Below are 23,028 nucleotides of genomic sequence, written 5' to 3'. Positions count from 1 at the left end.
TCGTAAATTATTATGTAATGATGTTTCAACTCGAAACGCCAAACTGGCTACAAAGATCCCTGCCGGATGGGGCGATTGGCCAGAGAGGGCGGTAGCGCCGGCAAGTTCGGTTCAAGGCGAAGACAGGGAGAGCGCCATGAAAGACGACAAGGACGCAATCAACGAGGATCGCAAGATCCACCCGACCCCATTGCTGGATGAGCTTGAGGATGGCCCCTGGCCGAGTTTCGTCACCGGCATCAAGCGGCTGCGCGACGAAGGGTCCGAGGGCAACAAGAAGATCATGAATGACCTTCTGGGTCAGCTCAATCATTCCTACGAGAACCGTATGGGATACTGGAAGGGCGGCACGGTATCCGTCTTTGGCTATGGCGGCGGGATCATCCCTCGGTTTTCCGAAGTGGCCAGCAAGTTCCCGGAATCAAAAGAATTTCATACCCTGCGCGTGATGCCGCCCGCAGGGTTTCATTATTCCACCGATATCCTGCGCAAGCTCTGCGATATCTGGGAACGGCACGGATCGGGCCTGATCGCGTTTCATGGCCAGTCGGGGGACATCATGTTCCAGGGTTGCACTACGGAGAACACCCAGAAGGCGTTCGACGAGCTGAACCAGATCGGTTTCGACCTTGGCGGGGCGGGGCCCGCGTTGCGCACGGCGATGTCCTGTGTCGGCCATGCGCGCTGCGAGCAGTCCTGCTTTGACGAGGTGCGCGCCCATCGCACCATCATCAACTCGCTCTTGGACGAAATGCATCGCCCGGCGCTGCCCTACAAGTTCAAGTTCAAGTTCTCGGGCTGCGCCAACGACTGTGTGAATGCCATCCACCGGGCCGATTTTGCGGTGATCGGCACCTGGCGCGACGATATCAAGATCGACCAGGAAAAGGTCAAGGAACACGTCAAGGAGAAGGGGCGCAAGTACACGATCGACACGGTCGTTTCGATGTGCCCGACGCGGGCCATTTCGCTGAACGATGACGACACGCTGGAGATCGACAACCGGTCCTGCGTGCGCTGCATGCATTGCATCAACGTGATGACCAAGGCGCTCAGCCCTGGCGACGATCGCGGGATCTCGATCATGATCGGGGGCAAGCGGGCGCTGAAGATCGGAGACCTGATGGGGATCATGGTGGTGCCCTTCATGAAGCTGGAAACCGACGAGGATTTCGAAAAGCTCGAAGAGTTCGCCCAGAACGTTGTCGAGTTCTTTGCCGACAACGCGCTGGAGCATGAGCGGATCGGCGAGACCATCGACCGGATCGGCCTGCCGGCCTTCCTGGAGGCGCTGGATATCGAACCCGACCCGAACATGGTCAATCATCCGCGCACCTCTTGTTACGTGCGTACCGATGATTTCGACGAGGAAGCCGCGAAGTGGTTCGACCGGATGGCCGCCGAAAAGGCGGGCAGCACGGCGGCCGAGTAAGTCCAGGCCAGGAGGGAGAGAGAGATGACGACCCAGGCAAAGACCCCCCGCGTCCCGGACGAAGTTGGCGTTCCGGACCCGTTCCAGTACATGCACCCGGTGATGAAGGCCAACTATGGCAACTGGGACTGGCACGAACGGCCGCGTCCCGGCGTGCTGCGCCATGTCGCGAAATCGGGGGACGTGATCTATACCGTGCGCGCCGGAACCCAGCGCCAGATGGATGTGTTCACCATCCGCAAGCTCTGTGACATCGGCGATGCCTATGCCGATGGCCATGTCCGGTTCACCACGCGGTCGAACATCGAGTTCATGGTCGCGGACGAGGGCAAGGTGGCCCCGCTGATCGCCGCGCTGGATCAGGCCGGTTTCCCGGTCGGCGGCACCGGTGCCTCGGTCTCGATGGTCAGTCATACGCAGGGCTGGCTGCATTGCGACATTCCCGGCACCGACGCCTCGGGCGTGGTCAAGGGGCTGATGGACATGCTGCACAAGGAATTCGTGCAGGAAAAGATGCCCAACCGGCTGCGGATCACCACCAGTTGCTGTCAGATCAACTGTGGCGGGCAGGGGGATATCGCGGTCAACGTGCAATACACCAAGCCGCCCAAGATCAACCACGATCTGGTTGCCAACGTCTGCGAACGTCCCGCCGTGGTGGCCCGCTGCCCGGTTGCCGCCATTCGCCCGGCGATGGTCAACGGCAAGCCTTCGCTGGAGGTGGACGAAAAGAAATGCGTCTGCTGCGGGGCCTGCTATCCGCCGTGCCCGCCGATGCAGATAAATGGCGCGGATTCGACCAAGATCGCGGTCTGGGTCGGCGGCAAGCATTCCAACGCCCGCTCCAAGCCCACGTTCCACAAGCTGGCTGTTGCCAACCTGCCCAACAACGCGCCGCACTGGCCCGAAGTGAAGGAGGTCGTGCGCCGGATCGTCGAAGCCTACAAGCACGACGCCAAGCATTGGGAGCGGATGGGCGAGTGGATCGACCGGATCGGCTGGAAACGGTTCTTCGAGATGACCGAACTGGCCTTCACCAAGCACCATCTGGACACGTGGACGGGCGCGCGCAAGACGATGAACATGTCCGCGCATCTGCATTTCTGACGCGAGAGGTTCGGACGTGAAGATCGGAGTAGTCGTCAGCGAAGGGCCCTATACCCATCAGGCCGCCGATACCGCCTATCAGTTCGTGAAGGCGGCGCTGGACAAGGGGCACGAGGTGCCGCGGGTGTTCTTCTATCATGACGGGGTCAATGTCTCGACCCGGTTGTCGGTGCCGCCGCAGGACGAGCGCCATATCCAGAAACAGTGGACGGCGCTGGCCCAGGAACACGAGATCGACCTCGTAGTCTGTATCGCGGCGGCGCAGCGGCGGGGGCTCCTGGACGAGAACGAGGCCAAGCGGCAGGGCAAGGATGCCCACAACATCGCCGAGGGGTTCCGGATCTCGGGGCTGGGGCAGTTGATCGAAATGGGTATCCAGACCGACCGGCTGGTAACGTTCGGGGATTGAGGCAAGGCGATGTCGGATATCAAGAAATTCCTCTACGTGAACCGCAAGCCGCCCTATGGCACCATCTATGCGCTGGAAAGCCTGGAGGTGGTGCTGATCGGCGCGGCCTTTGAACAGGACGTGTCGCTGGCCTTTCTCGATGACGGGGTGTTCCAGCTGACCCGCGGTCAGAACACCGACGCGATCGGGGTCAAGAACTTCTCTCCGACGTTCCGGGCGCTGGGCGATTACGAGGTGACCAAGCTTTATGTCGAGCGCGAGTCGCTGGAAGAGCGCGGCCTGTCCGAGGGCGATCTGCAAGAGATCACCTATGAGGACGAGGATGACGACTGGGAGGAGAAACCTTCGATCCGGGTCGTAAGCCGGGCCGAGATGGCAGGGATCATGGCCGATCAGGACGTCGTGCTGAGTTTCTAGGGGGTAGACATGTCAACCTTGCATACCGTGAACAAGTCACCCTTTGGCAACGCGACGCTCTCCAGTTGTCTGGGCCATTGCCTGCCGGGCGACGCCGTTTTGCTGATCGAGGATGCGGTCTATGGCGCGCTCGACGGGTCCGCGATGGCGGATCAGGTCAGGGCGCGGATGGGGGAGGTCGCGCTTTACGTGCTTGACGGCGATCTCAAGGCGCGCGGCATCGACGCGGGCAAGCTGATCTCGGGGGCAAAACCTGTGGGCTATGACGGGTTTGTCGATCTCGTCACAGAACATGACCGGACGCAGTCCTGGCTTTGAAAGATTTGCCCGGCGGTTCCGGGCACGCATAGGGAAGAGGAAAGAACCATGTCTTACCAGGTCAACGGCCACACCATCGAACATGATGAAGAGGGCTATATCACCACGCTCAGCGACTGGTCCAAGGAACTGGCCGATGAAATCGCCAAGACCGAGAACATCGACATGACCAGCGAGCATTGGGAAGTCGTGAATTTCCTGCGGGAATATTACGACGAGTACCAGATCGCACCGGCGGTGCGGGTGCTGATCAAGGCGATCAAGAAGTCGATGGGACCGGACAAGGGAAACAACAAGTACATGTACGAGCTGTTCCCTTATGGCCCGGCGAAACAGGCCTGCAAGATCGCCGGTCTGCCCAAGCCCACCGGCTGCGTCTGAGGCGAACAGGCTAACACCGCCCCTGACCCTGTTCAGGGGCAAAGCGAGGAGCAACCTGCGTGCTGGGAACCGTCTATGCCATCCTGTTCTATGTCGCGACACTGATCCTGCTGATCGGTGTGGTGCGCAAGATCAGGGTCTATGCGCGTGTTCCCGCCCCGCTCAAGATACCGACGACCCCCGCGCCGAAAACGCGCGGTGGCGTCATCCTGCGGGTGTTCCGCGAGGCCGTGTTCTTTGAAAGCCTCTACAAGTCGAACAAGTGGATTTGGCTTTTTGGCTGGGTGTTCCACATGGCCTTGTGGCTGGTTCTGGCGCGGCACCTGCGGTATTTCACGCAACCGGTCTGGGGCTGGGTCGAGATCGTGCAGCCCTTTGGTACTTATGCCGGTTTTGCCATGCTGGCCGGTCTGGCCGGGCTTTGGGCGCGGCGCATCCTTGTGGAGCGCATCCGCTATATATCGAACCCTTCGGATCATCTGATGCTGGCGCTGCTGATGGGCATCGGCGCTTCGGGCGCGATGACGCGCTTTGTCGCCCATACCGATATCGTGGCCGTGAAGGCGTACATGTTGGGGCTGATGCGGTTTCGCATCGGCGAACTGCCGGCGGACCCGACCCTGCTCGTGCATCTGGGGCTGGTGATCGTCCTGATGATCGTGTTCCCGATATCCAAGCTCCTGCATGCGCCGGGCGTCTTTTTCAGCCCCAGCCGCAACCAGGTCGACAACCCGCGCGAGGTGCGCCATGTCGCGCCCTGGGCCGCCAGGATGGAGAATTGAGCCATGGCCGACGGCGATACCCAGGTTCCCGAGCTTGCCTTTCCGCTGGATATTCCCTGTCTGAAACGGGGCGCGATGGAGGGGACGAAACCCTTTGTCGCACAGGCAGAGCATCAGGCGAAGCTGGGCTTTCCCGGCGAGCTGGTGCCGGACTGGAAGGAAAAGGCGCTGGCCAAGATGCAGGAGCTGGCCGAGAAGAACCGCGCCTTTCAGGTCTATCTGGATATCTGCGTGAAATGCGGCGCCTGCACCGACAAGTGCCACTATTTCCTGGGCACCGGCGACCCCAAGAACATGCCGGTGGCGCGGCAGGATCTGCTGCGCTCGGTTTACCGGCGCTATTTCACATTCGCGGGCAAGCATTTCCCCTGGCTGGTGGGCGCGCGCGACCTGACCGAAGAGGTGCTGAACGAGTGGTATTCCTACTACCACCAGTGCAGCGAATGCCGCCGTTGCTCGGTCTTTTGCCCCTATGGGATCGACACGGCCGAGATCACCATGGCGGCGCGTGAGATCCTCGACAGCGTGGGCGTGGGGCAGAAGTATTCCAACGAGATTATCGGCAAGGTCAAGGATATCGGCAACAACCTGGGTCTGAACCCCAAGGCACTGAGGGCGACGCTGGAGGATCTGGAAGAGGATATCGAGGACGATACCGGCGTCTCGGTGCGCCTGCCGCTGGATGAAAAGGGTGCCGATATCCTGCTGGTCACGCCCTCGGCCGATTTCTTTGCCGAGCCGCATATCGAAGGGCTGATCGGCTATGCCAAGGTGTTTCACGAGGCGGGCGTCAGCTGGACGCTGAGTTCCTATGCCTCCGAGGCCGCCAATTTCGGCCTGTTCATCGGGTCCTATGAGAACATGCGCGAAATCAGCCTGCGCATCCGCAAGGCGGCGCAGGATCTGGGCGTCAAGCGGATCATCTTTGGCGAATGCGGCCATGCCTGGCGGGTGGCCTATTCGTTTCTGAACACGCTGGCGGGACCGTGGGATTTTCTGGATCAATCCTATCCGGTGCCGCAGCACATCCTGGAATTCACCTGGGACGAGATCCAGAAGGGGACCCTGACGCTCGATCCCAGCCGGAACGACCATATCCGGCTGACCTATCACGACAGCTGCAACGTCGCCCGCGCGAGCGGCATGGGCGACTATCCCGGCGGCCAGTTCGAGATCCCGCGCAATGTCATCCGCGCGGTCTGCAACAACTTCTTCGACATGGAGCCCGACACGATCCGCGAGGCCACGCTGTGCTGTGGCGGCGGGGGTGGGTTATTGACCGATGACTTGTTGGACCTGCGGGTCAAGGGATCGGCGCCACGCATGAAGGCGCTGCAGAACGTGACCGAGGAACACGGGGTCACCCACATGGCCGCGATCTGCGCCATCTGCAAGACGCAGTTCGGAAAGGTCATGCCGAAATACGGATACGAGATGGACGCGATCCTGTCGGTCCATCAGCTGGTGTCGAACGCCATCATCCTGACGGGCCAAGAGGGTGAGGACGCCGATGAGGCGGACGACGCCTGAGACGAGAAAGAACCGGAGGAAGACAAGATGAAGGACCACGAAGAACAGGCACTGACCTTCCGCCGGTTTGAGGAAGGCGAGACCCCGTCGGACTGGGATCTGGAGGAAAAGATCTTCAACGCCGACCGCTCGTACAAATGCCCGACCTATGTGCACAAGACGCCGCCCTGCCAGGGGTCTTGCCCGTCGGGGCACGAAATTCGCGGCTGGCTGGCCATTGCGCGTGGCATGGACAAGCCGCCGGTCGAGGGCATGGAATGGCAGGAATACGCCTTTCACCGCATGGCGGCCGCCAACCCGTTTCCGGCGACCATGGGGCGGGTCTGTCCGGCCCCGTGTGAGGCAGGGTGCAACCGCAACGAGGTGGACGATTTTGTCGGCATCAACGCGGTCGAGCAGTATGTCGGCGACTGGGCCAATGCCAACGGGGTCAAGCACGTGGCACCCGGGGCCGATACCGGCAAAAGGGTCGCTGTTATTGGGGGTGGACCCGCCGGTCTGTCGGCGGCCTATTTCCTGCGGCTCGACGGGCATGCGGTGACGCTGTTCGAAGCCAATGACAAGCTGGGCGGCATGATGCGTTATGGTATTCCGGGTTACCGGACGCCGCGCGACATGCTGGACACCGAGATCAACCGTATTCTTGATCTGGGGGTCGAGGTGCGGCTGGGCACTCGTGTCGGCACCGATATCACGATGGGGGAACTGGAAGCATCCCATGACGCGATCTTTTGGGCGATGGGGGCGCAATCGGGCCGTCCGCTGCCGATCCCCGGATGGGAGGGGACCGAGAACTGCATCAACGGGATCGAGTTTCTGGACGCGTTCAACCAGGGCTATGTGCTGGGCACCGCACGGCGGGTGGTGGTGGTCGGCGGCGGCGATACCTCGATCGACGTGGCCTCTGTCGCGCGGCGTCTGGGCCATATCACCGCCGATTACCTGCCCGAGCGCAATGACGGCGCGCTCATTGACTTCACCAGCCATGATGTCGCCTCGTCGCTGACGCGCGAGGGGATGCAGGCGACGCTGACCTCTCTGTTCCCGGTCGAGAAGATGACCGCCGCCGAGCGCGAGCGTGAAGACGCAAAGCGGGAAGGGATCGAGATCAAGGGCGGTGTGATGCCGCTGGAGGTGATCCTGAAGGACGGCAAGGCCGTGGGCCTGCGCATGTGCGAATGCCAGATGAAGGGCAATGTGCCCGAACCTGTCGAAGGCACCGAATTCGAACTGGAGGCCGATATCATCATCGCGGCCATTGGCCAGATGGGCGACCTGAGCGGGGTCGAGGCGCTGGACAATGGGCGCGGGTTCATCGACATCGCCGGGGGCTATCAGGTCAAGGGGCGGGACAAGCACTTTGCCGGTGGCGACATCGTGCGGCCGCATCTGCTGACCACCGCAATCGGGCAAGGCCGTATCGCCGCCGACGCGATCACCGATTTCCTCGATGATGGCGAGATTGCGCGCAGGCCCAAGGTGGATGTGCATCACTTCAACCTGATGGCGGAACTGCATCAGCGCGGCAAGGACCCGTCGCCTTATGACCACTTGGCTGCGCGGGGCACCAATTCGGCTTCTTACGCGATCCACAATTTCGAGGACCGGTCCAGCTCGCAGATCATCCCGCATACCGAGCTGTTCAAGGGGCATTTCAAATATGTCGGACGCGAGCACCGCGAAGAAATCCATATTGCCGCCGATGCGGTGCTGGGGAATTTCGAAGAGCGCATCGTCGGTCTGACCGAAGCGCAGGCGCAGAAGGAGGGCGAGCGCTGCATGTCCTGCGGCATGTGCTTCGAATGCGACAATTGCGTGATTTACTGCCCGCAGGATGCCGTGTTCCGGGTCAAGAAATCCGACCGTACCGTCGGGCGCTATGTAGATACCGACTATACCCGCTGCATCGGCTGCCACATCTGCGCCGATGTCTGCCCCACTGGCTATATCAAGATGGGGCTTGGAGAGTGAGAATGCGCGCGTCGCTGCTGATTGCCGGGTTGATCGCGATGCTGGCCTCGGCGGTCTGGGCCGAGGGGCATGGCGGTCTTGGCCCGGTGATCCCCGAGGCGACGGGCAAGGCGCATCCCGAAGGCAATGATTACATGCGACGCTGGCATATGAGCATGATGCGGCATGATCGCGACGTGACCATGTACGAGGGCAAGCGGGAGCAGAACGCCTCGCTCGGCGGGTGTTTCGAGTGCCATGCGGCCAAGGACGAGACCGGCGCGCCGGTGACCTATGCGGATGAGCGGCATTTCTGCCGGTCTTGCCACGATTTTGTGGCGGTTAGGGTCGATTGCTTTGACTGTCATCGCTCGACGCCCGAAGGGTTCGAGGAACCACCGGCCCATGCGGCGTTGGGTGGGTTTTCCCCATCACTTGGGGCAGATGTGGGCGCGCTGGTGGCCTATCTCGGGGCGCGGGAGGAGGGGCAATGAGCCGCGGTGCAAAGAAAGATGTCTCGCGCCGGGATTTCCTGCGCAGCGGCGCGGCTCTGGCGACATTGCAACTGGCGCCCGGCGTGACCCTGATGGCCTTTGGCGGCAGCGAGGCCCATGCCGCCGCCGATGCCGGCAAACGCTGGGGCCTGTTGATCGACGCGTCGAAATGCGCGCCCGATTGCAATGCCTGCATCACCGCATGCCAGGACGAGAACGGCTGGAAAGGCAGCGGCAATGCCGAGACCGACGTGCAATGGATCCGCAAGGTCACGCTCAAGGACAAGAGCAGCGGCCGGGAAACCAGCCTGCCGGTGATGTGCCAGCATTGCGAAAGCCCGCCCTGCGTCGATGTCTGCCCGACCGGCGCTTCGTTCAAGCGCAAGGACGGGATCGTGCTGGTCGACAAGCATATCTGTATCGGTTGCCGCTATTGCATGATGGCCTGCCCGTTCAAGGCGCGCTCGTTCGTGCATGAACGTGTCACCAATCAGAAGACCCACGCCCCGCGCGGGATCGGAACGGTGGAAAGCTGCACCCTGTGCGTGCACCGCGTCGATGAAGGGCGCATTCCTGCCTGTGTCGAAGCCTGCGAGGCCGCCGGTCACGGTGCCATGGTATTCGGCGATCTGCTCGACCCCGAAAGCGAGATTTCGCGGCGCCTGGCCGAATACCCCTCGGTCGCCCTGCGCCCCGATCTCGATCTGAATCCGGGCGTCCGGTACAGGGAGATCTGAGCCATGGCGATTGACCGGACGCTGTACAGAGAGGTTCCCGCCACACGCGCCCTGTGGGGCGCGGGCCTGTTGTTGGCGAGCTTTCTTGTCGCGGGGCTGGCGTCGTTCTTCTATGTCGAACACCATGGTCATGCCGTGACGGGCATGACCAACCAGGTGGTCTGGGGGATGCCGCATGTCTTTGCCATCTTCCTGATCGTCGCGGCCTCGGGGGCGCTGAACGTGGCGTCGATGGCGAGTGTGTTCGACAAGGTGGTCTACAAGCCCTTGTCGCGGCTTTCCGGCATTCTGGCGATCTCGCTTCTGGCGGGGGGATTGTTGGTTCTGGTGCTGGATCTTGGGCGACCGGACCGGCTGTTGGTGCAGCTCACGCATTTCAATTTCAGCTCGATCTTTACCTGGAACATCCTGCTTTATTCGGGGTTCATCGCTGTGGTGGCGGTGTATCTCTGGGTTCAGATGGACCGGACCGTGCACCCGAAATGGACCAAGCCGGCGGGCGTGCTTGCCTTTGTCTGGCGGCTGGCGCTGACGACCGGCACCGGGTCGATCTTTGGCTGGCTGGTGGCGCGACCGGGATATGACGCGGCGATCATGGCGCCCCTGTTCATCGCCATGTCCTTTGCGCTGGGGCTGGCGGTTTATGTTCTGGTGCTTCAGGCGCTGTGCGCGCTCAGCGGGCGCGCTCTTGGACCCGAACGTGTGGGTGACATGATCCGCTTGCTTGGCCTGTTTGTTGCCGCAGTGCTGTATTTCACGGCGGTGCAGCACCTGACCAACCTTTATGCGACGGAACACAAGGGGTTCGAGCACTTCATCCTGGTGGATGGCGGGGTATATACCACGTTGTTCTGGGGCGTTCAGGTGCTGCTGGGGGGGCTGGTGCCGCTGGCGATGATCTATGCGGGCAAGGCGCGCCGTCAGGGCATGCCGACACTGGTGTCGGCGCTGGTGATCCTCGGCGGGCTGGCGCAGATCTATGTCATCGTCATTGGCGGGCAGGCCTATCCGATGGAATTGTTCCCCGGATATTCGGTGTCGTCGGACTTCTTCGATGGCGCGGTCGCGGCATATGTGCCCAGCCTGCCTGAAATCCTGTTGGGTCTGGGGGGCGTGGCATTTGCCCTGGTCGCAACGGGGGTAGGGGCCAAGGTTCTGCGGGTCCTGCCCTCGAACCTGTCCGATAGCAACCCGGTAACCAAGGGTTGATGCCATGTTGCTGGACCCGATGACTCCACATCCGTTTTCCCGGTTCGTAGCCATTCTGGGCCGGGGCAAGACCAAGCAGCGGCATCTGACCTATGACGAGGCGCTGGACGCCATGCGGATGATCCTGGATCAGCAGGTCTTGCCCGAGCAGATCGGGGCGTTCCTGATGCTGCTGCGGCTGAAGGAAGAAGCGCCCGAGGAAATCGCCGGTTTTGCCCAGGCGGTGCGTGAGCGGCTGGACCTGCCGGACAGTGTGCCACGGGTCGATCTCGATTGGTCCTCTTACGCGGGCAAGCGCATCCAGTTGCCGTGGTTCGTGCTGTCGGTCATGACGCTGGTCAGTCAGGGCACCCGCGTCGTGATGCACGGGACCGAGGGGCATACGCCCGGCCGGGTCTATACGCGCGGGGTGATCGAGTTGCTGGGCATGCCGGTGGCCTCCAGCCTGAGCGAGGCCGCGACCCAGGCTGAGACGCGCGGCTTCACCTATATCCCGCTTGAGGTGATGAGCCCGGTCCTGCGTCACCTGATCGAACTGCGCCCGGTTTTCGGCCTGCGCTCGCCGGTGCATTCCTTTACCCGGATGATAAACCCGTTCGACGCGCCCACGATGATGCAGGGGATTTTCCATCGCGGCTTCATGGATATTCATTCCGGCGCGGCCCGGGTTCTGGGCCAGCCGAATGCGGCGGTGTTCCGGGGCGAAGGGGGCGAGATCGAGCGGCGGCCGAACAAGCCGACGCAGGTCTGGACCACCCATGGCGCGGGCGAACCGATTGTCGAAACCTGGCCCGCGCTGTTGGACGATGCGCATCAGCCCGCCGACGCCCAGATGGAGCCGGAGCGCCTGTTTGCCGTTTGGCGCGGGGAGAAGACGGATGCCTATGCCGAGGCGTCGATCACCGGCACACTGGCGGTGACATTGCGCACCATGGGCCGGGCCGGTTCGCTGGCCGAGGCCGAAGACGCCGCCTCCCGGATGTGGCAGGCCCGGGACCGGGCGTTCCTTGAGGTGCGGCGGTGAGCGTGCCCAGCCTCATGATCTCGGCGGCGCATAAGTCGTCGGGCAAGTCTATTGTGTCCTCGGGGCTGGCGGCGGCGCTGTCGCAGCGTGGCCAGACGGTTTCCGTGTTCAAGAAGGGGCCCGACTACATCGACCCTATGTGGCTGTCGCGCGCGGCGGGGCGCGCCGCCTACAACCTCGATTTCAACACCATGTCCCGGGCCGAGATCCTGCGGTTATACGCGCGGAAATCGGCGGGCTGCGATCTGGGGCTGATCGAGGCCAACAAGGGGCTGTTCGACGGTCTGGACCCGCAAGGCAAAGACTGCAACGCGGCGCTCGCGCATCTGCTGGGGGCGCCGGTCGTGCTGGTCATAGACGCCCGGGGAATGACCCGGGGCATCGCCCCCTTGTTGCAGGGCTATGTCCATTTCGACCCTGACCTGCAAATCGCAGGTGTCATATTGAACCGTACTGGCGGCACCCGGCATGAGCGCAAGTTGCGGCAAGCCATCGAGGACTATACTGATCTGGACGTGCTGGGGGCGATCCGGGAAACGCCGGAACTGGATATCTCGGAGCGTCACCTGGGCCTGACGACCCCGGCGGAATGTCCCGGAGTGGAGACATTCTTGGAGAGCGCCGCGCGGATCGTGGCGAGCTCGGTCGATCTTGACCGGATCTGTGCATGTGCTGGAGAGGCCCGGGAGCTGTCGGTCCCGGAGAGCGGACACAAAACACATAGACGCGCCGGCCCGGGGTTGCGGATCGGGATCGCGCGGGATGCCGCTTTTGGCTTCTACTATCCCGACGATCTGGAGGCGTTCGAGGCACAGGGGGCGGCGCTTGTGCCTATAGACATGCTGCGCGATGCCGAGTTGGCGGATGTCGATGGGCTGTTCCTTGGCGGCGGTTTTCCGGAAACGCAGATGTCCGAGCTTTCGGCGAATGTCTCGATGCGCAACTCGGTCAGATCGGCGCTGGAGCGTGGCTTACCCGCCTATGCGGAATGCGGCGGGCTGATGTACCTGTGCCGGTCCATCAGTTGGCAGGGCGAGAGCAGGCCAATGGTCGGGTTCTTTGACGTCGACGCCGTCATGCAAGCGCGCCCGCAGGGCAGGGGATATGTGCGGTTCTCCGCCACGCGCAATGCGTTGTGGTCGGCCGGTGAGGGCGAAACGAAGGCGCACGAGTTTCACTATGCCAGTCTGGAAAACATGGGCCCGGCCCCTTTCGCGCGGCATGTCTTGCGCGGGCGGGGCATTGACGGCGCCCATGACGGGCTGGTCAAGTCGAACACGACGGCCGGGTTCATTCACCTGCGCAACGCGTCCGCCGCCCCCTGGGTCAGCCGGTTTCTCGGCTTTGTAGAGACCTGCCGCCAAACGAAAAACCCCGCGCCATGGGCGCGGGGGTCGGCCTGATTGCGTTTTTCTCAGGCGCGTTTGATCTCGAAGCGATAGATGTCGCCTTCGCTGCTGGAACTCATCAGTTTATTGCCGGTCTGCTTGCAGAAGGCCGCAAAATCGGCAACCGATCCCGGATCGGTCGCGCGCACTTCCAGGATCTGTCCGGCGCTCATGCCTTTCAGAGCCTTCTTTGCCTTGATGATCGGCAGGGGGCAGTTCAGCCCTTCTGCATTAAGTGTCTGGTCTGCCAAATGATTTCCTCCCATTTGAAGTGCAGTTTTGTCAGATGAACAGGTTGATGTCCGAGCGAAGCGCCTTTTCCATGTAGGTCGCCGCCCCGCCGATCTCCATTTCGTCGATCATGTCCTTGCGGTCATATTCGAACAGATCGAGCGTCATCTGGCAGCCGATCATCTTGACCTCGGATTCGATCGCGGCCTCGCGCAGTTCCTCGATCGAGGCGACGCCTTTCTTTTTGATCAGGTTCTTCATCATCTTGCCGGCCGCGGCGCCCACGCCGGGGACCATACCCATCATGTTTGGCATAGGCATATGCATGCCCATCATCGGCATTTCCATCGCCGGGTTGCCCAGCGTGGTGAACTTCAGGTTCAGATCTTTCTTCAGCAGAGTAAGACCATAGAAGGTAAAGAACATGGTGACCTCGACATCCATGGCCGCGGCGGTCGTGCCCAGGATGAACGGAGGATAGGCCCAGTCCAGAGACCCCTTAGTGACGATGATTGACATGCTTTTCGCATTGTCCAAATTCTGTGTGTCGAGCATGCGATCCTCCCTAATCCCGCTGCCAGACACAGAGTATCATTCACATAGCTGAATGTATATGTTTTGTTGTGAGGGGCTGGATATTCGATCCTGAAAAAAACCACATGAGTAATTCGCCCCTGCCCTTGCACCAGAGGGCCTACCCAAGCCGAAGAGCATCCGTTCTCCGTTGCTCTCCTGTTCTCCGGATAAACACGCGGCTGCCTGTCGGTCGTGGCTTCACGGTGGAATGAGAATTGAACAAAGCGGATTTGTTGAAACCGCTTTAACGGGAGAAAGCTCACCTAGGTCGATATGTCTAAGTCATTGATATGATGTGGAGGCGAGTACCGGAATCGAACCGGTGTACACGGATTTGCAATCCGCTGCGTCACCACTCCGCCAACTCGCCTTTGTAAGTAAAATCAATTACTTGAGGTGGTGTGAGGCGGGTTCTACCAGCTTTCCGGATTGCCGTCCAGATGGCAATCGCAGAATTCGCGCCAAATTCGCGGGCGGGCCGCGCCGCGGTGCCGCGGTCTTTTGGGCAATGGGACGTTGCCGCTGGCCTGCCATTGTGGCAAAAGCCGGGTAAGTAATCTGCTAGTGAGCTGCAAAATGACCGAATTCGCCAATCGCCGCCGCATGATGGTTGATACCCAGGTCCGCCCTTCGGATGTCACCAAGTTTCCGATCATTCAGGCGATGCTGACGGTTCAACGCGAGAACTTTGTGCCGGATGCGCAGCGAGAAGCCGCCTATGCGGATGTCATGGTTGACCTTGGAGAGGGGCGGTATCAGTTGGAGCCGCGCACGCTGGCCAAAATGCTGGATGCGGCGAATATCGCGAGCAACGAGATGGTGCTCGATATCGCGGCCGGGCTCGGGTATTCCTCGGCGGTTGCGGCGCGGATGGCGGAACTTGTGGTCGCAGTCGAAGCAGACGAAGCAATGGCGGAAGAGGCGCAAACGCAGCTCATGGATGCAGGCGCCGACAATGCCATTGTTCACTCGGGGCCTCTGGCCGAGGGTGCGGCCGAGCATGGGCCCTATGACGTGATACTGATTCAAGGCGGGGTGGAAATCATACCGCGGGCATTGCTCGATCAACTCAAGGATGGCGGTCGGATCGTCGCGGTGTTCATCGAGGGTGCTGTGGGTGTGGTGCGCCTGGGCCGAAAGGCCGGCGCTCAGGTGTCCTGGCGGTTTGTGTTCAATGCGACGGCGCCGGTGCTGCCAGGGTTCGAGCAGGTCCCGGAATTCGCGCTTTAATACAATACCTGAGACGACGTGGGTCCTTGCCTTTTTTGCCGGGACACAGGCATTCTCAGCGCAGGCAAAAACGAAGTAACGAGGGAGGCAGGGCAATGCTGAGACTGGTTTCGGGACGCGTGGCGAGAATGGCGGCGTTTGCCGCGAGTGTCGCCGTACTGGCCCTGGGTCCGCGGAGCGCTGTGGCGGACAATATCGCGGACGCCTTGATTGGCGCATACAATACAAGCGGTCTGCTTGAACAGAACCGCGCCTTGCTACGGGCTGCAGACGAAGATGTAGCTATTGCTCTTTCCACGCTGCGTCCGATCATCGATTGGACCGCGCGGATCCAAAGCAGTTACACCAAGTCCGGCAATGCTCTTGTGTCTTCCACGAGCCATCCCGACACGTTTTTTACAGGGCTTGAGCTGACCCAACTCATTTATGATGGCGGTGCTTCGGTCCTGGGAAAACACGCGGCGCAGGAAACCGTGCTCTCGACACGTCAGGCATTGCTTCAGGTAGAACAGCAGGTGCTTTTTCGTGCAGTTACCGCGTATCTGAACGTGCTGTTGCAGGAAGAGACCGTTTCGATCCGCCAGAACAACGTGAACTTGCTGGGTGAAGAGCTACGCGCCTCGCAAGATCGATTTGAAGTGGGCGAGGTGACCCGTACCGACGTCGCTCTGTCTGAATCCCGGCTGGCGAACGCAAGGGCAAACCTGGCCGACGCCAACGGGGCGCTGACCACAGCGCACGCGGAGTACATCAATGCGGTCGGTCACCACCCGGGCCGCACCACCGGGCAGCCGTCGCTTCCAGGTCTGCCACGGTCTGAGGCAGATGCCGCTGCTTTGGCGCAGCGCAATCATCCGTCGCTCTTGTCGGCACAGCACCAGGTGCGCGCACTGGACCTTGCTGTTGACCGGCAGAACGCAGCGCTTGGACCGACGGTCCGCTTCAATGCCGAGATCGGCATGACCGACGATTTTGGCGGATCTGATTTCGCGGATACGGCGGCGGCGCGCATCATTTATTCGCAACCGGTCTACTCTGGTGGCCGCCTGATGTCGCAAGTGCGCCGAGCAATGGCACAGAGAGACGCGTCGCGCGCTAACCTGTTGAATGTGCAAAGGGATGTGACCCAAGACGTCAGCGATGCCTACGTACGTTTTCAGACGGCCAACGCCAGCCTGAGCGCGTCCGACGAGCGGGTACGTGCCGCGCAGGTGGCCTTTGATGGCATCCGTGAAGAAGCGACCTTGGGCGCGCGGACGACATTGGATGTGTTGACCGCTGAACAGGATCTGCTGGATGCGAAACTGTCCCAGGTTACCGCACGCACTGAGCGCTCTCTGGCAGCTTATCAACTTTTAGTTGCGCAGGGCCTGTTGACAGCTGAACGGCTGGGGTTGGCTGTGCAAATCTATGACCCTACACTTTACTACAACCTAGTGAAGAGTGCTCCGTCTGCGATCTCGAAGCAGAGTCGGGATCTGGATCGTGTTCTGGAAGCGCTCGGCAAGAAGTGACAATTCGTGTCATCTGTTGTCGGATCAGCGGATATTCGTTACACTCCTTGACGAGGCCAAGAGTGGTAACAACAAATGTCTGACCCTGCAAAGTCCGTAGAGATTGAGGATGTCCTATCCTCGATCCGAAGATTGGTAAGCGAAGAGGGCCGTTTCGAGGCGCGCCCTAAAGGGCCTGCGGTACGGCCGGGAAAGCTGGTGCTGACTCCAGCTTTGCGTGTTGCTGACCGGGCCGAGGCTGATGCCCGCGCCGACAAGCAAGCACTGGCGAATACTGCCACCGATGAACCAGTAAAGGTCGATCCCTCCGCCGATGAGTTGCTCCAGGCAGATGCCCCCGCGGATGAATTTGTAGAGGTCGATACAGCCTCGGATGAACTGGTAGAATCTAACAGTGCTGCCGATAAACTGGTACAGGAGCCTGAAGCAGCGAGCGAGGGCGAGACAGTTGATGCGTCCGCGCCTTGGAATGATCCAGATGCAACGCTTTTTTCGGCGGCACAGGCCGCGGGCGAACCAATCATCCAGGCGGATCATGCGGTGGCAGAGGAAGGTTTCCCCGAGCCGGAAGCACTTCATGAACCGGATGCGCCGGATGCCGAGTTGGTGCTGGCCAGCGAAGAGCCCCTGAGCGCGCGGATCGAGGTGCTGGAGGCTGTCATCGCCCAAACGGACGACAATTGGGAGCCTGATGGGTTGAGCCCGGACGCCTATTCCGGGACACGGGTCGATGCAATGGAATGGCAAGACCATTTGTCCCCGGCTAGCGACGAAGGCACGGTCGACGAAAGCACGGCCGAGGAGATCCCGGTCGATGTTGCTGACGATTCGATCGAACTCGATGCTGACGAAGCCTCGGATTATGATGAGCTTGAAGACGAGCGGTCCATTCTGTCGCCGGAAGAAGGCTATCTGGATGAAGAGAGTTTGCGGGAGCTTGTTGCGGACATCGTGCGCGAAGAGCTTCAGGGTGCATTGGGGGAGAGAATTACCCGCAATGTGCGCAAGCTGGTGCGCCGCGAGATCCATCGCGCGCTGACAGCACAAGAATTCGAGTGATCAGGCCCCTCGCGGCGTTTCCGAAAGCTCAAGCAACAGGTCGAGGTCCAGATGGGCCTCGATATGCTCTGCCAGCGCGTCCAGTACCTGCTCGACACCGTCTTCGTATCCGACCAGCGCTTCCTGCCCGAATTCGGCCAGATAGCGTGCGCGGAACGGGTCCGAGGTGAATACCCCGTGCAGATAGCTGCCCCGAATCCGCCCGTCGGCGGATGCGGCGCCTTCTGGGCGCCCGTCGATCTCCAGCCATGCGCGCGCGCAGTCGGGGCCCGAGGTCCGGCCGATATGGATCTCGTATCCGGTCACCGGCTCGCCGCCGGGAACGGCAGTAGCATGGCGCAGGGTGACCTGTTTGTCGCTGGTCATGACGGTGTCGACATCCAGCAGGCCAAGACCGTCGACCTTGCCCGGGCGCCCCTCGATTCCTTCGGGGTCGTCGATGCCGTGTCCCAGCATCTGATATCCACCGCAAAGCCCCAGCACATGGCCGCCGCGCCGCACATGGGCGTAGAGGTCGATGTCCCAGCCTTGGGCGCGGAAGAAGGCGAGATCGCCGATGGTGGACTTGCTGCCGGGCAGCAGAACCAGATCGGCATCGCCGGGCAGGGGGCGGCCCGCCGGGATGATTTCGACCGTCACGCCGGGTTCGGCGGACAGCGGATCCAGGTCGTCGAAATTCGCCATGCGTTCCAACTGCGGCACCGCCACCTTGAAGGTGCCGCCCGCGCTGGAGCGGATATCCATCATATCCTCGGCCGGCAGGCGCCAGGCATCGTGAAACCACGGAACCACGCCCAGGCAGGGCCAACCGGTGCGACGGGAGATATCATCGCGGCCCTCGTCGAAGAGGGAGATGTCGCCCTTGAAGCGATTGACGGCAAAGGCGCGGATCTGTGCCAGATCACCAGGTTCCAGGACCGCTTTGGTGCCCACGATCTGGGCAATCACCCCGCCGCGATGAATATCGCCAACCAGGACCACAGGCACACCAGCGGCGCAGGCAAACCCCATATTGGCTATGTCGCCCGCCCGCAGGTTGGTTTCCGCTGGGCTGCCCGCGCCTTCGACCAGCACTAGGTCAGAGTCGCCGCACAGCCTGCCGAAGCTTTCCAGAGCCTTCTCCAGCAGATGCGCCTTGTTCTTGCGGTAGTCGCCCGCGCGCATCGTGCCGGCCCGCTTGCCCTGTACGATGATCTGCGCGCCTGTGTCAGTTTCAGGCTTCAGTAGGATCGGGTTCATGTCGGTATGCGGGATCCGTCGCGCCGCCCGCGCTTGCAGTGCCTGGGCGCGGCCGATCTCTCCGCCGTCCTCGGTGGCGGCGGCGTTGTTCGACATGTTCTGCGGCTTGAAGGGCGCCACGCGCAGCCCCCGCCGAACAAAAGCCCGCGCCATGCCCGCGACCAGCATCGACTTGCCGACGTTGCTGCCGGTTCCCTGAATCATGATCGCGCGAACCATGCGTGCTCCCGTTGTCCGTCGCTGGAAGATGATCCGAAATCCGGTGCCGTGACCAGTCCCCCTGCGGCATTCGGTGTCCGGTTGCCGTCATGCCCCGAACCAACGAAAAACGCGCTCCCCGAACGGAGCGCGCCTTTTGTCGACAGCCTTGATGTGTCAGGCGGCTTCGGCCTGTGCGGCGTTGCGGCGCTCGCTCTCTTCGCGCGACAGCGCGACAGAGGTACGGACCCCACGTCCCACGAATTCCATCAACCCGCGCACGACGCGTTCGTTCGGGTCGATACCGGCACAGCTCAGCACCTCGCGCCCATCACGCGAGCGGGCCCAACGGGCGATCTGTTCGGGGCCATTACCGTACTTCTTGTCGTCGGCGATGGCATCATCCAGCGCGGCCAACACAACGGCCGCAAACAGTTTTCTAGCACGGTTGCCTTGCTCGTTGTTGTAGGCGGTGCCGTCAACGAAATCTTTCATCTCGTCTTCCTTGTTGTTCTTGCTCTTGCAATTTTCGGCGTAGCGTTGCTTATGACCGATTGGACTCGATTCGGGTACCCCATTAATGCATAGATGAGTTGCATGTTTTGCATAACTGCTGCGATTGCAGCACTAGGTTTCGTTGTCTTGCCAGGGATCGTCCCGCCAGATATAGGGGCGCAAATGGGTGCATCAACCGTCGTGTGAAGGAAATATGTCATGCCCAAGATCAACGGAAACGAAATCCGCCCCGGCAATGTTCTGGAGCACAATGGCGGGCTGTGGGCGGCTGTGAAGGTCGACCATGTGAAGCCCGGCAAAGGCGGGGCCTTTGCTCAGGTCGAACTGCGCAACCTGCGTAACGGGTCAAAGCTGAACGAACGGTTCCGCTCTGCCGACAAGGTCGAGCGTGTGCGTCTGGAGCAGAAAGACCAGCAATTCCTGTATGAATCCGATGGGATGCTGGTGTTCATGGATGCCGAAACCTATGAACAGATCGAACTGCCCGCCGAACTATTGGGAGAGCGCCGGCCCTTCCTTCAGGATGGCATGACCATCCTGGTCGAGTTTCACGAGAGCGAGGCTCTGAATGCGACGCTGCCGCAGAAGGTGACCTGCAAAATCGTCGAGACCGAGCCGGTGGTCAAAGGCCAGACCGCGGCCAACTCCTTCAAGCCCGCATTGCTGGACAATGGCGTCAAGGTGATGGTGCCCCCGTTTATCGGGCAGGACGAAATGATCGTCGTGAATACCGAGACCATGGAGTACTCCGAACGCGCATAACGTTGCGTCACAAGGCCGCCCGATGGGCGGCCTTTTTCGTTTCATCTTCCCTGCGGCCCTTACGGGACCTCACCGGATCAGGTCGCGCAGTAATTCGAACTTGATTCTGTTGGCGCTGACCTGGCGGTAGAATGCGATCAGAAAGGCGGTAGGCCCCTGAATACGGCCCAACCCGCTGACCGCGGCAACCACGGTTCCCACATCCGTACGACCATGTAGAACCAGCCAGCCGCCAAGCATCAGCACCGCGACCGTGCCCGCGCCATTGATGGCGCTGAGCACGAACTTGGTCGACAGTTTCCACAGGAACATGTTGCGCCGGGTGTCATAGATCTCGTCGAACTTGGCCTCGATCCCGGCAATTTCGTCGGTGATGTCCTGCCTGCTCAATTGCTCGCTTGCGGCCCGCAGCAGTTTCACGCGCAGGGCGACATAGCGGTTCACCTTCCGTTGCGACAGCAGGACGATGGCGATCTGCGGCAGGATCATGCCCGCCGCGATCAATCCCAATCCCGGCTGGGTAGAGGAGATATAGCCGATCACGCTGATCAGTGTGCCGATCTGCACCACCGGGTCGGAGAACGCCCCGCCAGCGAATTTACCCAGCTCTTCCGCCTCGGCGGTAACTGCGGCGGTCAGGGTGCCCTGACTCAGATCGTTGCTTTGCGCAGAGGCGCGTTCAACCAGCCGTCTGCGGATCAGGCGGATGACATGCTCTCCCAGCGTGCCCGACAGAAACCCCATCAGGAATTTGAGCAGCAGGCTGAGCAGGATCACGGCGCCCATCCCGGCGCCGAGCACGAACAGTTGGCCGGTGTCGAGCGAGGCCTCGGTCAGGTGGTTGACGATGTCCCGTTGAAACTCCAGCGGGGCGGCGGCCAGAGCGGCGATCGCCAGGGAGAGTATGATCAACACCACCTGACGGCGCGCGCTGACCCGCCAGATTGCGGCGTAAAGCTGAAACATCCCCGGTCCCCTGATCGTTTACGGGAAATCTGCCGCGCCGCGCCGCAAAGATCAATCAGTCCATGCGCACGCGCGCCGCCCCGGCCTGCAACTCTCCACCGGCACGATCGAAGCGGAGATAGGCGATTGCGTGATCGCCGGATCGGGTGTGCAGGGTGCCGACTGTCTTGCCGTCTGCGGTGATCTCGATGCCGGGGGCTGCGGAACCCTCGACTGTGACTTTTGCAAGCCCCTTGCGCAATTCTGTCTTGTGCTTCATGCGGGCGGTGACTTCCTGACCGACATAACACCCTTTGCGAAAGTCGACCCCGTTCAGCGCCTCGAACCCGGCTTCCAGAATGTAACTGTCCCCGGTCAGTTCGATCCCGGTTTCGGGAATGCAATGAGCAACCCGGATCGCGTTCCAGTCGCTGCCGTCGTCGCTCTCTGCGGCCCCGGTATACGCACGCCACCCAAGCGCGGGATGGCGGGGGTCCATGAGTGCGCTCTCGGGCGCGGGGCCGGTACCGCGTTGCAGATGCAGGCCGCTTTCACCAATGGTGACATCCGCCCGCAATTTGTACATGGACAGGCGTTTCACCAGCCCGTCCGCCAATGGCTCTGCCACATCCAGCAGGATCGATGCGCCGTCCCGTTTCAAAAAGAAATCGGCCAGATACTTGCCCTGCGGGTTCAGAAGGGCCGCATAGACCAGCCCCCGATCCAGCTTGCGCGTGTCGTTGGTGACCAACCCCTGAAGAAAGTCTTCCGTGTCGGCTCCGCTTAGTCGCAGGATACGTCGGGTGGGCATGTCTTGGTCCTCGTCATCGCCGTCAGACCCGTGATATAGGAGAACCCGCCCAACTGACCAGAGGCCAGAGGAAACAGACCTTGCCAGCCAAGCTCAGCATCGTGATTCCGACCCTTGCGGCCGAGGCAACCCTGCCTCGGGTTTTTGCCGCCCTGATGGAGGGGTTGCCCATGGGTCTGATCCGAGAGGTGATCGTGACCGATGGCGGATCCGAGGACCGAACACTTGATATCGCCGAGGAGGTAGGGGCCGTCGTACTGCAAGGCTCACCATCGCGGGGGGGGCAACTTAGGCGCGGCTGCGCCGTGGCGCGGAGCGAGTGGATCCTGATCCTGCATGCTGACACGGTGCTGGATGCAGGATGGTCCGGTGTGGTGTCGGATCACATCGCCAGCAGCGAAAGGGCGGCGGTCTTTCGGTTGGCATTTGCCGCGCGGGGTCTTGGGCCTGCCTGGGTCGCGGGCTGGGCCAACCTGCGGACGCGATTTCTCGGGCTCCCCTATGGCGATCAGGGTCTTTTGATCCGCAGCGAGGACTATGAGGCCGCAGGCGGGTATCCTGACCAGCCCTTGATGGAAGATGTGCATCTGGTGCGGGCGCTGCCCGCCCCGCCTGTCCTGCTCCCGTCGGGCGCCGTGACCGGGGCCGACAGGTACCTGCGGGACGGATGGTTCGGGCGCGGGGCGCGCAATCTGTGGACGCTGCTCAGGTATTTCGGTGGTGTCTCGCCGGAACGGCTGGCGCGGGCCTACAGGCGATAGGGGGCGGT

At 61.6% G+C, this 23,028-nt stretch carries 25 protein-coding genes and 1 tRNA gene; 19 read left to right on the top strand and 7 right to left on the bottom strand.

All coding sequences use genetic code 11. The features are described from left to right. Positions 1–136: 136 nt before the first annotated feature. Genes dsrA through OEZ49_RS08920 form a run of 14 tightly spaced genes read left to right on the top strand, consistent with a single transcriptional unit; the run spans position 137 to position 13,193 of the window. A complete protein-coding gene (gene dsrA, locus OEZ49_RS08985; RefSeq protein WP_164131284.1) occupies positions 137–1,432 on the top strand; it encodes a dissimilatory-type sulfite reductase subunit alpha in 1,296 nt (431 codons plus the stop codon). A 24-nt stretch (positions 1,433–1,456) separates the two neighbouring features. Beyond that, positions 1,457–2,539 carry a dissimilatory-type sulfite reductase subunit beta gene (dsrB, locus tag OEZ49_RS08980; RefSeq protein ID WP_263387988.1) on the top strand — a complete coding sequence of 361 codons (1,083 nt, stop codon included), beginning with the start codon at positions 1,457–1,459 and terminating at the stop codon, positions 2,537–2,539. Between the two features lie 16 nt (positions 2,540–2,555). Further along, positions 2,556–2,948, top strand: coding sequence for a sulfurtransferase complex subunit TusD (tusD, locus tag OEZ49_RS08975; RefSeq protein WP_263387987.1), 393 nt, complete (start codon positions 2,556–2,558; stop codon positions 2,946–2,948). A gap of 9 nt (positions 2,949–2,957) precedes the next feature. Then, positions 2,958–3,365 carry a sulfurtransferase complex subunit TusC gene (gene tusC / locus OEZ49_RS08970; protein WP_263387986.1) on the top strand — a complete coding sequence of 136 codons (408 nt, stop codon included), beginning with the start codon at positions 2,958–2,960 and terminating at the stop codon, positions 3,363–3,365. 9 nt (positions 3,366–3,374) lie between these two features. Beyond that, entirely contained in the window at positions 3,375–3,683 is a 309-nt protein-coding gene (tusB, locus tag OEZ49_RS08965; protein WP_263387985.1) for a sulfurtransferase complex subunit TusB, read from the top strand. A 48-nt stretch (positions 3,684–3,731) separates the two neighbouring features. Beyond that, positions 3,732–4,064 (top strand): TusE/DsrC/DsvC family sulfur relay protein, encoded by a 333-nt coding sequence (locus OEZ49_RS08960; RefSeq protein ID WP_164131275.1) that lies wholly within the window; start codon positions 3,732–3,734, stop codon positions 4,062–4,064. A gap of 59 nt (positions 4,065–4,123) precedes the next feature. After that, positions 4,124–4,846 (top strand): respiratory nitrate reductase subunit gamma, encoded by a 723-nt coding sequence (locus OEZ49_RS08955; RefSeq protein WP_263387984.1) that lies wholly within the window; start codon positions 4,124–4,126, stop codon positions 4,844–4,846. A 3-nt stretch (positions 4,847–4,849) separates the two neighbouring features. Next, entirely contained in the window at positions 4,850–6,376 is a 1,527-nt protein-coding gene (gene dsrK / locus OEZ49_RS08950; RefSeq protein ID WP_263387983.1) for a sulfate reduction electron transfer complex DsrMKJOP subunit DsrK, read from the top strand. Positions 6,377–6,403: 27 nt separating this feature from the next. Further along, positions 6,404–8,347, top strand: a complete 1,944-nt coding sequence (locus OEZ49_RS08945) for an NAD(P)-binding protein (protein WP_263387982.1) — start codon at positions 6,404–6,406, stop codon at positions 8,345–8,347. 2 nt (positions 8,348–8,349) lie between these two features. Next, positions 8,350–8,820 (top strand): hypothetical protein, encoded by a 471-nt coding sequence (locus OEZ49_RS08940; protein ID WP_263387981.1) that lies wholly within the window; start codon positions 8,350–8,352, stop codon positions 8,818–8,820. After that, positions 8,817–9,557, top strand: a complete 741-nt coding sequence (gene dsrO / locus OEZ49_RS08935; RefSeq protein ID WP_263387980.1) for a sulfate reduction electron transfer complex DsrMKJOP subunit DsrO — start codon at positions 8,817–8,819, stop codon at positions 9,555–9,557. Before OEZ49_RS08940 ends, dsrO begins: the two co-directional genes overlap by 4 nt. Before the next feature lie 3 nt (positions 9,558–9,560). Further along, a complete protein-coding gene (gene nrfD, locus OEZ49_RS08930; RefSeq protein ID WP_263387979.1) occupies positions 9,561–10,766 on the top strand; it encodes an NrfD/PsrC family molybdoenzyme membrane anchor subunit in 1,206 nt (401 codons plus the stop codon). Between the two features lie 4 nt (positions 10,767–10,770). After that, entirely contained in the window at positions 10,771–11,790 is a 1,020-nt protein-coding gene (locus OEZ49_RS08925) for a glycosyl transferase family protein (RefSeq protein WP_263387978.1), read from the top strand. Beyond that, complete coding sequence (locus tag OEZ49_RS08920; RefSeq protein WP_263387977.1) at positions 11,787–13,193, top strand: cobyrinate a,c-diamide synthase; 1,407 nt, start codon at positions 11,787–11,789, stop codon at positions 13,191–13,193. The genes OEZ49_RS08925 and OEZ49_RS08920 overlap by 4 nt, the downstream gene beginning before the upstream one ends. An 11-nt stretch (positions 13,194–13,204) precedes the next feature. Here OEZ49_RS08920 and OEZ49_RS08915 read toward each other — a convergent pair whose 3' ends face one another. The 3 genes from OEZ49_RS08915 to OEZ49_RS08905 all read right to left on the bottom strand — a co-directional run bounded on the left by OEZ49_RS08915 (position 13,205) and on the right by OEZ49_RS08905 (position 14,355). Continuing rightward, a complete protein-coding gene (locus OEZ49_RS08915; protein WP_263387976.1) occupies positions 13,205–13,429 on the bottom strand; it encodes a sulfurtransferase TusA family protein in 225 nt (74 codons plus the stop codon). Between the two features lie 31 nt (positions 13,430–13,460). After that, positions 13,461–13,964: a sulfur carrier protein DsrE2 gene (gene dsrE2, locus OEZ49_RS08910; protein ID WP_164131259.1), complete on the bottom strand. Its 504-nt coding sequence runs from the start codon at positions 13,962–13,964 to the stop codon at positions 13,461–13,463. A gap of 317 nt (positions 13,965–14,281) precedes the next feature. After that, positions 14,282–14,355: transfer RNA gene (locus tag OEZ49_RS08905), tRNA-Cys, on the bottom strand. 206 nt (positions 14,356–14,561) lie between these two features. Here OEZ49_RS08905 and OEZ49_RS08900 point away from each other — a divergent pair. From OEZ49_RS08900 to OEZ49_RS08890, 3 genes are all read left to right on the top strand, one after another. Next, entirely contained in the window at positions 14,562–15,215 is a 654-nt protein-coding gene (locus OEZ49_RS08900; protein ID WP_263387975.1) for a protein-L-isoaspartate O-methyltransferase family protein, read from the top strand. A 95-nt stretch (positions 15,216–15,310) separates the two neighbouring features. After that, the gene (locus OEZ49_RS08895) at positions 15,311–16,729 is read left to right on the top strand and encodes a TolC family outer membrane protein (protein ID WP_263387973.1); all 1,419 of its coding nucleotides are present in this window, start codon (positions 15,311–15,313) and stop codon (positions 16,727–16,729) included. A gap of 75 nt (positions 16,730–16,804) precedes the next feature. Next, positions 16,805–17,788: a prolipoprotein diacylglyceryl transferase gene (locus tag OEZ49_RS08890; protein ID WP_263387972.1), complete on the top strand. Its 984-nt coding sequence runs from the start codon at positions 16,805–16,807 to the stop codon at positions 17,786–17,788. Here the strand turns inward: OEZ49_RS08890 and OEZ49_RS08885 are convergent, their stop codons facing one another. Together OEZ49_RS08885 and OEZ49_RS08880 are read right to left on the bottom strand one after the other, a co-directional pair. Continuing rightward, positions 17,789–19,246: a cobyric acid synthase gene (locus tag OEZ49_RS08885; protein ID WP_263387971.1), complete on the bottom strand. Its 1,458-nt coding sequence runs from the start codon at positions 19,244–19,246 to the stop codon at positions 17,789–17,791. A 156-nt stretch (positions 19,247–19,402) separates the two neighbouring features. Beyond that, a complete protein-coding gene (locus tag OEZ49_RS08880) occupies positions 19,403–19,720 on the bottom strand; it encodes a DUF6280 family protein (protein ID WP_093030065.1) in 318 nt (105 codons plus the stop codon). Between the two features lie 219 nt (positions 19,721–19,939). Here OEZ49_RS08880 and efp point away from each other — a divergent pair, with 219 nt between their 5' ends. Then, a complete protein-coding gene (efp, locus tag OEZ49_RS08875; protein ID WP_164132472.1) occupies positions 19,940–20,503 on the top strand; it encodes an elongation factor P in 564 nt (187 codons plus the stop codon). Positions 20,504–20,572: 69 nt separating this feature from the next. Here efp and OEZ49_RS08870 read toward each other — a convergent pair whose 3' ends face one another. Beyond that, positions 20,573–21,469, bottom strand: a complete 897-nt coding sequence (locus OEZ49_RS08870; protein ID WP_263387970.1) for an ABC transporter transmembrane domain-containing protein — start codon at positions 21,467–21,469, stop codon at positions 20,573–20,575. A 55-nt stretch (positions 21,470–21,524) separates the two neighbouring features. Beyond that, positions 21,525–22,259, bottom strand: coding sequence for a CAF17-like 4Fe-4S cluster assembly/insertion protein YgfZ (gene ygfZ, locus OEZ49_RS08865; RefSeq protein WP_263387969.1), 735 nt, complete (start codon positions 22,257–22,259; stop codon positions 21,525–21,527). Positions 22,260–22,339: 80 nt separating this feature from the next. Between ygfZ and OEZ49_RS08860 the strand changes: the two genes are divergently transcribed. Beyond that, positions 22,340–23,020: a TIGR04283 family arsenosugar biosynthesis glycosyltransferase gene (locus OEZ49_RS08860; RefSeq protein WP_263387968.1), complete on the top strand. Its 681-nt coding sequence runs from the start codon at positions 22,340–22,342 to the stop codon at positions 23,018–23,020. The last annotated feature ends 8 nt before the right edge of the window (positions 23,021–23,028 follow it).

Origin of the sequence: Ruegeria marisflavi (assembly GCF_025673445.1) — a bacterium.
GTDB classification, from domain to species: Bacteria; Pseudomonadota; Alphaproteobacteria; order Rhodobacterales; family Rhodobacteraceae; genus Ruegeria_B; species Ruegeria_B marisflavi.
This window is presented reverse-complemented; position numbering and strand designations above follow the sequence as displayed.

What these genes read in the sequence shown, in the direction of transcription:
- dsrA (WP_164131284.1), top strand. Translation starts at nt 137, where the DNA reads ATGAAAGACGACAAGGACGCAATCAACGAGGATCGCAAGATCCACCCG.
- dsrB (WP_263387988.1), top strand. Translation starts at nt 1,457, where the DNA reads ATGACGACCCAGGCAAAGACCCCCCGCGTCCCGGACGAAGTTGGCGTT.
- tusC (WP_263387986.1), top strand. Translation starts at nt 2,958, where the DNA reads ATGTCGGATATCAAGAAATTCCTCTACGTGAACCGCAAGCCGCCCTAT.
- tusB (WP_263387985.1), top strand. Translation starts at nt 3,375, where the DNA reads ATGTCAACCTTGCATACCGTGAACAAGTCACCCTTTGGCAACGCGACG.
- OEZ49_RS08960 (WP_164131275.1), top strand. Translation starts at nt 3,732, where the DNA reads ATGTCTTACCAGGTCAACGGCCACACCATCGAACATGATGAAGAGGGC.
- dsrK (WP_263387983.1), top strand. Translation starts at nt 4,850, where the DNA reads ATGGCCGACGGCGATACCCAGGTTCCCGAGCTTGCCTTTCCGCTGGAT.
- OEZ49_RS08945 (WP_263387982.1), top strand. Translation starts at nt 6,404, where the DNA reads ATGAAGGACCACGAAGAACAGGCACTGACCTTCCGCCGGTTTGAGGAA.
- OEZ49_RS08940 (WP_263387981.1), top strand. Translation starts at nt 8,350, where the DNA reads ATGCGCGCGTCGCTGCTGATTGCCGGGTTGATCGCGATGCTGGCCTCG.
- dsrO (WP_263387980.1), top strand. Translation starts at nt 8,817, where the DNA reads ATGAGCCGCGGTGCAAAGAAAGATGTCTCGCGCCGGGATTTCCTGCGC.
- nrfD (WP_263387979.1), top strand. Translation starts at nt 9,561, where the DNA reads ATGGCGATTGACCGGACGCTGTACAGAGAGGTTCCCGCCACACGCGCC.
- OEZ49_RS08925 (WP_263387978.1), top strand. Translation starts at nt 10,771, where the DNA reads ATGTTGCTGGACCCGATGACTCCACATCCGTTTTCCCGGTTCGTAGCC.
- dsrE2 (WP_164131259.1), bottom strand. Translation starts at nt 13,964, where the DNA reads ATGCTCGACACACAGAATTTGGACAATGCGAAAAGCATGTCAATCATC.
- OEZ49_RS08900 (WP_263387975.1), top strand. Translation starts at nt 14,562, where the DNA reads ATGACCGAATTCGCCAATCGCCGCCGCATGATGGTTGATACCCAGGTC.
- OEZ49_RS08895 (WP_263387973.1), top strand. Translation starts at nt 15,311, where the DNA reads ATGCTGAGACTGGTTTCGGGACGCGTGGCGAGAATGGCGGCGTTTGCC.
- OEZ49_RS08890 (WP_263387972.1), top strand. Translation starts at nt 16,805, where the DNA reads ATGTCTGACCCTGCAAAGTCCGTAGAGATTGAGGATGTCCTATCCTCG.
- OEZ49_RS08885 (WP_263387971.1), bottom strand. Translation starts at nt 19,246, where the DNA reads ATGGTTCGCGCGATCATGATTCAGGGAACCGGCAGCAACGTCGGCAAG.
- OEZ49_RS08880 (WP_093030065.1), bottom strand. Translation starts at nt 19,720, where the DNA reads ATGAAAGATTTCGTTGACGGCACCGCCTACAACAACGAGCAAGGCAAC.
- efp (WP_164132472.1), top strand. Translation starts at nt 19,940, where the DNA reads ATGCCCAAGATCAACGGAAACGAAATCCGCCCCGGCAATGTTCTGGAG.
- OEZ49_RS08870 (WP_263387970.1), bottom strand. Translation starts at nt 21,469, where the DNA reads ATGTTTCAGCTTTACGCCGCAATCTGGCGGGTCAGCGCGCGCCGTCAG.
- ygfZ (WP_263387969.1), bottom strand. Translation starts at nt 22,259, where the DNA reads ATGCCCACCCGACGTATCCTGCGACTAAGCGGAGCCGACACGGAAGAC.